Origin of the sequence: Micromonospora sp. D93, from assembly GCF_018070365.1 — a bacterium.
Taxonomy (GTDB): Bacteria; Actinomycetota; Actinomycetes; order Mycobacteriales; family Micromonosporaceae; genus Micromonospora; species Micromonospora ureilytica.
Genome location: NZ_JAGPXW010000047.1, coordinates 1 through 8002 on the forward strand (window position 1 = coordinate 1; position 8002 = coordinate 8002).

An 8002-nucleotide genomic window follows, 5' to 3' on the forward strand; every position below is an offset into this window, starting at 1 on the left:
GGGTGTTGACTTGGGTATTTTGGCTATTCACTAAGTGAATAGGAGGCGCTGCTCGGCCGAGGGCTCGGCGGTGAGGTGTGGGCGGGCGGTGGGTCGACGTCGGTCTGCGAGGCTACGGCGGCGCTCTGTGACGACCCGACCCCCGCGAGCAGTACACCCGGATCGTGTACGCCCCCACGATCGAGCGAGCCGTCCCCGTACCTCTTGAGCGCCTGGCGTGGCTCGGGGCCGGCGCGTTGGCGGCGGTGCTGGTGACGGTCGGTGTCGGCCTGCTCTTCCTGTGTGCCAGCACTGCCCTGGACGAGCTGCGGACGACCTGAGCCGAGGCGGCCGGGTCAGGCGCTGAGCAGGCCGGAGGAGAGCGCGACCAGCGTGCCGACCACTGCCGAGCAACAGCAGACCAGGAGGCCGGCGACCACGGCGAGGATCAGCCAGACCCGGCGATCCCGTGCCACCGCCGCCACGCTCGGTCGCCGGGCCTCCGAAACGGCTTCGCCGTCACCATCCGTAACCCCGGTCACCCCGGAAGTCTAGGCCCGGCACCCACGTCGGGCCGGCAACGCCAGCCACACGGCGCACGGGCAGCCGCGATCTGCCGGTGATCGCGCCCGATCCTGAAAGTGGTGCTCTCCCCAATAGCCCGGGGGGACCGAGCGCGATCACGCCGACCCACGGCTCAGGCGCGGCCGATGCGGTCCAGGATCCAGGCGTTGATGAACGCCTCCTCGCGCCAGGAGTTGTAGCGACCGCTCGGACCGCCGTGCCCGGCGCCCATCTCGGTCTTCAGCAGATAATCGCCGCCCGGGGCGACCGCCCGCAGCCGGGCGATCCACTTCGCCGGCTCCGAGTAGAGCACCCGCGTGTCGTTGAGGCTGGTCACCGCGAGGATCGCGGGATAGTCCACGGCCGCCACGTTCTCGTACGGCGTGTAGGACTTCATGTACGCGTACACCTCGGGGTCGTCGAGAGGGTTGCCCCACTCCTCCCACTCGGTGACGGTCAGCGGCAGCGACGGGTCGAGGATCGACGTGAGCGCGTCCACGAACGGCACCTGCGCCACGATCCCGGTGAACGCGTCCGGCGCGAGGTTGGCCACCGCGCCCATCAGCAGGCCACCGGCCGAGGCGCCCCGGGCGACAAGCCTGTCGCTGGCCGTCCAGCCGGCCTTGACGAGGTGCTGCGCGCACGCCACGAAGTCGGTGAAGGTGTTCTTCTTGGCCAGCAGCTTGCCCTGGTCGTACCACCGTCGGCCCAACTCACCGCCGCCCCGGATGTGCGCCACCGCGAAGACCACGCCACGGTCCAACAGGGACAGTCGGGCCACCGAGAACCACGGGTCCATGCTGGCCTCGTACGAGCCGTAGCCGTACAGCTCGCAGGGCGCCGAGCCGTCCCGGGGGGTGCCGACGCGGCAGACCAGCGAGATCGGCACCCGGGTGCCGTCGTCAGCGAGCGCCCAGTCGCGGTGCTGCTCGTACTCGGCCGGGTCGTACGGTCGCCCGTCCGGCCCGGGCAGCACCGGCTTCTGCTTGAGCAGCACCATCTGACGGGTGACCAGGTCGTAGTCGTACACCGAGTCGGGGGTGATCAGGGAGGAGTAGCGCAGCCTGACCTGGCCGGTGCGGTACTCCGGGTTGGCGTCCAACCCGACGCTGTACAGCGGCTCGGGGAAGTCGATGTCGTACCCGTCGTCACTGCCCACCGGCAGCACCCGCAGCCCGGTGAGCCCGTCGGTGCGCAGCGACACCACCAGGTGGTTGGCGAAGGCGTCGACGGCCTCCAGCCGGGTGCCGGGGGTGTGTTCGATCAGCGGCACCCAGTCGCCCGGTACGTCCGCCGAGGTGAACGCCAGCGCGAAGTCCTCCGCGCCGTCGTTGTGCAGGATCAGGAAACGGTGGCCGTGGTGCTCCACAGTGTATTCGACGCCCTGTCGACGGGGAGCGATCACGGCCGGCGCGCCGGTCGGGTTGCCGGCGGGGATGACAAGAACCTCGCTCGTCACCTTGCTGTGCACGTCGATGAGGATGAACTTCTCCGACCGGGTGAGCTCCACGCCCACCCAGAACCGCTCGTCGTCCTCCTGGTGGACCACCACGTCGTCGGCGGCGGCGGAGCCGATGAGGTGTCGCCAGACCCGGTTCGGCCGCCAGGCGTCGTCCACCGTCACGTAGAACAGCGCCGAGGCGTCGCTCGACCAGGCGGTGCCGTAGAACGTGTCCGGCACCTCGTCCGGCAGGAGCTCGCCGGTGGTCAGGTCCTTCACGCGCAGGGTGAACCGCTCGTCGCCCGAGAAGTCGGTGGAGTAGGCCAGCCAGCGACCGTCCGGACTGACGTCGAACGCGCCGAGCGAGAAGAAGTCGTGCCCCTCGGCCAGCAGGTTGCCGTCGAGGAGCACCTCCTCGCCGTCGAGCGGGGCGCCGTCCGCGCTGACCGGCGGGTCGGTCTCGCCGTCGCGGACCGCCCGGCGGCACTGCACTCCGTACTGTTGCCCCTCGACCGTCCGGGTGTAGTACCAGTGCCCGCCCTTGCGGGTCGGCACGGACAGGTCGGTCTCCTGGGTGCGGCGGCGAGTCTCCTCGAACAGGTCGGCGCGCAACTCGGCCAGGTGTGTCGTACGCGCGTCGGTGTACTCGTTCTCGGCGGTCAGGTAGGCGATCGTCTCCGGGTCGTCCTTGACGGCGAGCCAGGAGTACTCGTCGACGACGGTGTCGCCGTGGTGGGTGCGCTCGCTGGGCACGCGCTTCGCCGCGGGCGGGGCAGTCTCGGTGGTCACGGCGGCCACGTTACCGGCCGGCAGCCGCAGCGCGCCGGACCAGCGGCATCCCGATACTCGCCACCACGGCTTTCGAACACATGTACGATGGCCGGCATGGCGGCAGCAGCGAGTTCCCTCGGCCGGTCCGGAGCCCTCGATATCAGCCGGCGGTTGGCGGCGATCTGCGGTCCACCCTTCTCCCGACTGGGCGGTCCCGCCGACGAGGTGGCGGGGCGGCCGGCGCGCTTCGTGGCCGTCCCGGGCGGCCCGCACGCCGCCGCCGAGGTGCTGCGGTTGGCCGCCAGGCACGATCTGACAGTGGTGCCCCGAGGCGCGGGCACGAAGATCGACTGGGGTGCCACCCCCGTTCAGGTCGACATCCTGCTCGACACCGGTCGGCTGGCCGGCATCGGTCACGAGTCGGTCGACTCGCTGGTGACCGACGTGGGGGCCGGCACCCCACTGCGGGCGGTGCAGGCCACCCTGGAGCGCACCGGGCAGCGCCTCGCGATGGACGCCCCGTCACCCGGCGCGACAGTGGGTGGCGTGCTCGCCGCCGGCGAGGCCGGTCCGTTGCGCCACCGCCACGGCAGCCCCTGCGACCAACTGCTCGGCGTGCGCTACCTCGCCGCCGACGGCGAGCTGATCAGCGTCGGCGGTGGCGCGCCCGGGCTCGACCTGGCCCGCCTGCTCTGCGGTTCCCAGGGCGCGCTCGGCGTGCTGGTCTCGGCGAGCCTGCGGGTGCAGCCGGTGCCGGCGAGCAGGCTCTGGGTGTCCCGCCCGGTGTGGACGCCGCTGGAGGTGCACGACCTGGTCCGGACGATCCTCGCCGCTCGGCTGGAGCCGTCGGCCATCGAGCTGGACCTGCCCGGCGGCACCCCCCGCCCGCGTACGCCGTACCCGCCCGGTCACCCGGCGGCCACCGCCCGGGAGCGCCATCCTTCGATGTCCGGCCGGGCCGGTGCCCCGTCCCGGGCCGGTAGCCTGGTGATGCTGCTGGAGGGCGGGCCCGCCGACGTCACCGAGCGTGCCGAGCGGCTGGTCGGCCTGCTGCACGGGGAGGCGACGATCGCCCACTCCGCGCCGACGTGGTGGCGCCGCTACCCGTTCGCGCCCGGTGACACGGCGCTGCGCCTGGAAGTGCCGATCGGCGACCTGCACGCCGCCGTCTACGCGCTACGCGACGCGGCCGGCGCGCCGGTCCCGGTGCGCGGGTCCGCCGGGCTGGGCGTGGTGCACGCGGCACTGCCCGGGGCGCTGGCACCCGACCGGGTGGCGTCCATCCTGGCCGCCGTCCGAGGGGTGCTGCTGGCCCGGCAGGGCCGCTGCGTGGTGGTTTCCGCTCCGGCGGCGGTCCGCCAGGCGGTCGACCTGTGGGGCGAGTTGGCCGGCCTGGCCCAGTTGCGGGCCGCGAAGCGGCGCGTGGATCCGGAGCACCGGCTCGCGCCCGGGCGGCTCCCCGGCGGCCTGTAGGGCCCGGCGGCCGAGCGGACCCGACAGCCGGGGGCAGCGCGCGGTCAGGTCGCGTCGTTGCGGAGCACCAGGATGGCGATGTCGTCGCGGGGCGGCTCGACCGAGAAGTTGATCGCCGCGGCACGCAGCCGGGCGGCCACCACGTCGGCCGAATAACCAGCCAGGGGCGCTGCGGCGTCCCGCAGTCGGTCGGTGCCGAACAGCTCCCGGCCGTGCCGCCGCTCGGTGACGCCATCGGTGTAGAAGATCAACGAATCGCCCGGCGCGAGCGTGATCTCCGCCGTCGGTGAGGTGATCGTGTCGAGCAGGCCGAGCGCAGTGCCGCCGGTGCCGACGAACTCTGCGCCGCCCGCCGCGGCAAGCAGCACCGGCCGGTCGTGCCCGGCGAGGTGCAGCGAGACGTCCAACCGGCCGCCCTCGCCCAGCCCGACCGCTGCCAGCGCCAGCGTGCAGTAGCGACCGCCCCCACGCTCGACAAGTGTCTCGTTGAGCCGCGCCAGCGCCTCGGGCAACGGTTTGCCGTCGCCGACCAGCACCCGGATCACGTCCCGGACCAGCCCGGTCACCGCGGCGGCCTGGACACCCTTGCCCGAGACGTCACCGATCACCACCAGCCAGCGCCCGTCGGGCAGCGGCACCACGTCGTAGAAGTCGCCCCCCACCTCGGCGTCGTCGCCGGTCGGGACGTACTCGGCGGCGAAACCGATCCCGTCCACCACCGGCAGGACGGGAGGCAGCAGAGACTGCTGGAGCGTCTGCGCCACGCGACGGCGTTCGGCGTGGATCCGGGCGTTCTCGATGGCCAGGGCGGCCCTCCGGGCCACGTCCTCCAACACGGCCACCTCGTCCGGGTCGTGCCGGTGCCGCTGGTGTCGCCCCACCGCGAGGGTCCCGAGCCGCTGTCCGCGGGCGATCAGCGGGACCGCGAAACCCTCCATCGGGCCGCCCAGGGGGATCTGCGCCGCGCTGCGGGACGCCTCGCGTAGGCGGGCCTGGATCGAATCCGGCCCGGCCTCCGCCAGCACTTTGTGCAGCTGCGGAAGCATCGACTCGTCGGCGTGGCTGGCCGCCGCCAGCCGAAGCCGGCCCCACTCGTCGGTGGTGTGCACCGCGCACCACTGACCGAGTCGCGGCACCACCAACTGCGGCACCAGCGCCATGGTCAGGTCGACGTCCAACGACTGGGCCAGCAGCTCGCTGGCCTCGGCCAGGAACGTCAACCACACCTGCCGGCGGATGTCGGCCCGGCGCAGCCGGTCGTTCTCCAGGTGCAGCGACAGTCGCTCGGCGGTGAGCACCGCCAGCGGTCGGGCGTACGCGGACGGCGCGGCGTCCAACTCCAACTCCCCGGCGTACGGGCGGTGCACCGTCAGCGGCACCCGGAGCAGCTCGCTGCCGGCGCGGGGCGGCCGACCGAAGCGGGCCAAAACCTGGCGGCCCTGTCCGTCGCCCCGGTCCAGGCGGATCGTGCCGCCGGCCGCGCCCACCATCTCGGCGACGCGGCTGAGCAGGCTGGTGGCGAAGTCGGGCAACGGGTCGTCCCCGTACAGGTCGGGGGCGGTCTGCATGAGTTCGCTCATCGCGCTGGCGCTCGGCGCGGACTGGTCGGTGCTCGTTTGCGGGCCGGCGTTGGCCGGTGTCGACTCGCCGACGGTGCCCGGGGCGGGCGGGTCGACGCCGGGGCGGTCCAGGCGGAACCAGACGCCCTTCCCGGTGGGCAGGTACGTGGTGCCCCAGCGGCTGGCGAAGTGGTCGACCAGCAGGAGGCCCCGGCCCCGCACGGAGACCTCGTCGATCTCGGTGGAGTCGTTGCGGTCGCCGACGGTCAGCTCGTCGCCGGAGCCGGGGGCGAAGTCGGACACGGTGACGGTCAGCCCGATCTCGTCGGCGACGACCTCGATGTCCAACTCGGTGCCGGCGTGCTCGACGGCGTTGGTGGTCAGCTCGGTGGTGAGCAGCAGCGCCTCGTTGGCCAGTTCGTCCAGGTGTGACTCGGTCAACACCGAGCGGACCACGGCGCGGGCGGCGGCCGGCGTGCGGCGGTCGGCGGGCAGCCGGACACGCCGGACGGCCCCGTCCCGGGCCCCGGCCGTCGCGGGCCCCGCCTCGGCTGACACCCCCGTATCCTCCACCGTTGCCCTGCCGGGTGCCAAGCCGATCACCAATCGGGGCTGCCGCGTCGGTCAGGGGCACGAGTGGCGGGACACGGCGGTGACGCGTCGAAACGACGGCTGCGGGAGCCGGGCGAGGTTTGCGGCGCGCCGTGCCGGGTCGACGCCGATCGGGCGGGTCGACGGGGCGATCGATGCCACCTGGCGGGTCGTGCACCCTGGCACTACGGCGCGCGCGGGCACAATATGGGGTGCCGGTGTGTCCGCACGGACCGGCGCCCCCGAATTGAGCGAGGAATGATGACCACGGCGAAGCAGTCGGTGGCGGATCCGTCCGCGTCCGACCACGAGGCGCTCCTCGGTGAGTTGACCGAGGCACTGCGACGGATCGGTCGCGGCGACCTGAAGGCCCGGCTTCCCCGCCGGGCCGGCGCGGCCGGCGAGGTGGCGGACGCCTTCAACGAGATGGTCTCGCTCCAGGAGCGGCAGCACCTTGACCTGCGGCGGATCAGTCGGATCGTCGGTCGCGACGGCCGGCTCACCGAGCGGCTCGACGACGAGGGGCTGGACGGCTCCTGGGCGGAGGGACAGCGGGCGATCAACTCGCTGATCGACGACCTGGGTCGACCGACCACCGAGATCGCCCGGGTGATCGTGGCGGTCGCCGACGGTGACCTGTCCCAGCACATGGCGTTGGAGATCGACGGTCGGCCGCTGCGCGGTGAGTACCTGCGCATCGGGCGCACCGTGAACACGATGGTGGACCAGCTGTCGTCGTTCTCCAACGAGGTGACCCGGGTGGCCCGTGAGGTGGGCACCGAGGGCAAGCTGGGTGGCCAGGCCGACGTGCGGGGCGTCGCCGGCACCTGGAAGGACCTCACCGACTCGGTGAACACCATGGCGTCGAACCTGACCGGCCAGGTGCGGTCGATCTCGCAGGTGGCGACGGCGGTGGCCAAGGGCGACCTGTCGCAGAAGATCACGGTCAGCGCGCGTGGTGAGGTGGCCGAGCTGGCCGCCACGATGAACTACCTCACCGACACGCTGCGGCTCTTCGCCGAGCAGGTGACCCGGGTGGCCCGTGAGGTGGGCACCGAGGGCAAGTTGGGCGGGCAGGCCGAGGTGCCGAACGTGGCCGGCACCTGGAAGGACCTGACCGACAGCGTCAACTCGATGGCGTCGAACCTGACCGCCCAGGTGCGCAACATCGCCCAGGTCTCCACGGCGGTGGCACGCGGTGACCTGTCGCAGAAGATCACGGTGGCGGCGCAGGGCGAGATCCTGGAGCTGAAGGACACCGTCAACACGATGGTGGACCAGCTGTCGTCGTTCGCCGACGAGGTGACCCGCGTCGCGCGTGAGGTGGGCACCGAGGGCAAGCTGGGCGGCCAGGCCCAGGTGCGCGGCGTCTCCGGCACGTGGCGGGACCTCACCGAGAACGTGAACCAGTTGGCCGGCAACCTCACCAGCCAGGTCCGCAACATCTCCCAGGTCTCCACAGCCGTGGCCAAGGGCGACCTGTCGCAGAAGATCACGGTGGACGCCCAGGGCGAGATCCTGGAGCTGAAGAACACAGTCAACACGATGGTCGACCAGCTGTCGTCGTTCGCCGACGAGGTGACCCGCGTCGCGCGTGAGGTGGGCACCGAGGGCAACCTGGGCG

6 protein-coding genes are annotated in these 8002 nt (G+C 72.5%); 3 read left to right on the forward strand and 3 right to left on the reverse strand.

The window, feature by feature from the left end:
• Positions 1 to 164: 164 nt before the first annotated feature.
• On the forward strand, positions 165 to 320 hold the full coding sequence (locus KBX71_RS32170) for a hypothetical protein (protein ID WP_210821481.1): 156 nt from the start codon (positions 165 to 167) through the stop codon (positions 318 to 320).
• 15 nt (positions 321 to 335) lie between these two features.
• Here KBX71_RS32170 and KBX71_RS32175 read toward each other — a convergent pair whose 3' ends face one another.
• Together KBX71_RS32175 and KBX71_RS32180 are read right to left on the reverse strand one after the other, a co-directional pair.
• Positions 336 to 521, reverse strand: a complete 186-nt coding sequence (locus KBX71_RS32175) for a hypothetical protein (RefSeq protein WP_210821482.1) — start codon at positions 519 to 521, stop codon at positions 336 to 338.
• A 155-nt stretch (positions 522 to 676) separates the two neighbouring features.
• Positions 677 to 2773: a S9 family peptidase gene (locus KBX71_RS32180; protein ID WP_210821483.1), complete on the reverse strand. Its 2097-nt coding sequence runs from the start codon at positions 2771 to 2773 to the stop codon at positions 677 to 679.
• Between the two features lie 96 nt (positions 2774 to 2869).
• Between KBX71_RS32180 and KBX71_RS32185 the strand changes: the two genes are divergently transcribed.
• Entirely contained in the window at positions 2870 to 4228 is a 1359-nt protein-coding gene (locus tag KBX71_RS32185) for an FAD-binding oxidoreductase (protein ID WP_210821484.1), read from the forward strand.
• A 44-nt stretch (positions 4229 to 4272) separates the two neighbouring features.
• Here the strand turns inward: KBX71_RS32185 and KBX71_RS32190 are convergent, their stop codons facing one another.
• Complete coding sequence (locus tag KBX71_RS32190; RefSeq protein WP_210821485.1) at positions 4273 to 6345, reverse strand: SpoIIE family protein phosphatase; 2073 nt, start codon at positions 6343 to 6345, stop codon at positions 4273 to 4275.
• A 294-nt stretch (positions 6346 to 6639) separates the two neighbouring features.
• Here KBX71_RS32190 and KBX71_RS32195 point away from each other — a divergent pair.
• Positions 6640 to 8002, forward strand: a 1363-nt coding sequence (locus KBX71_RS32195) for a HAMP domain-containing protein (protein WP_210821486.1), incomplete at its 3' end; no start/stop codon positions are given.

What these genes read in the sequence shown, in the direction of transcription:
- KBX71_RS32185 (WP_210821484.1), top strand. Translation starts at nt 2,870, where the DNA reads ATGGCGGCAGCAGCGAGTTCCCTCGGCCGGTCCGGAGCCCTCGATATC.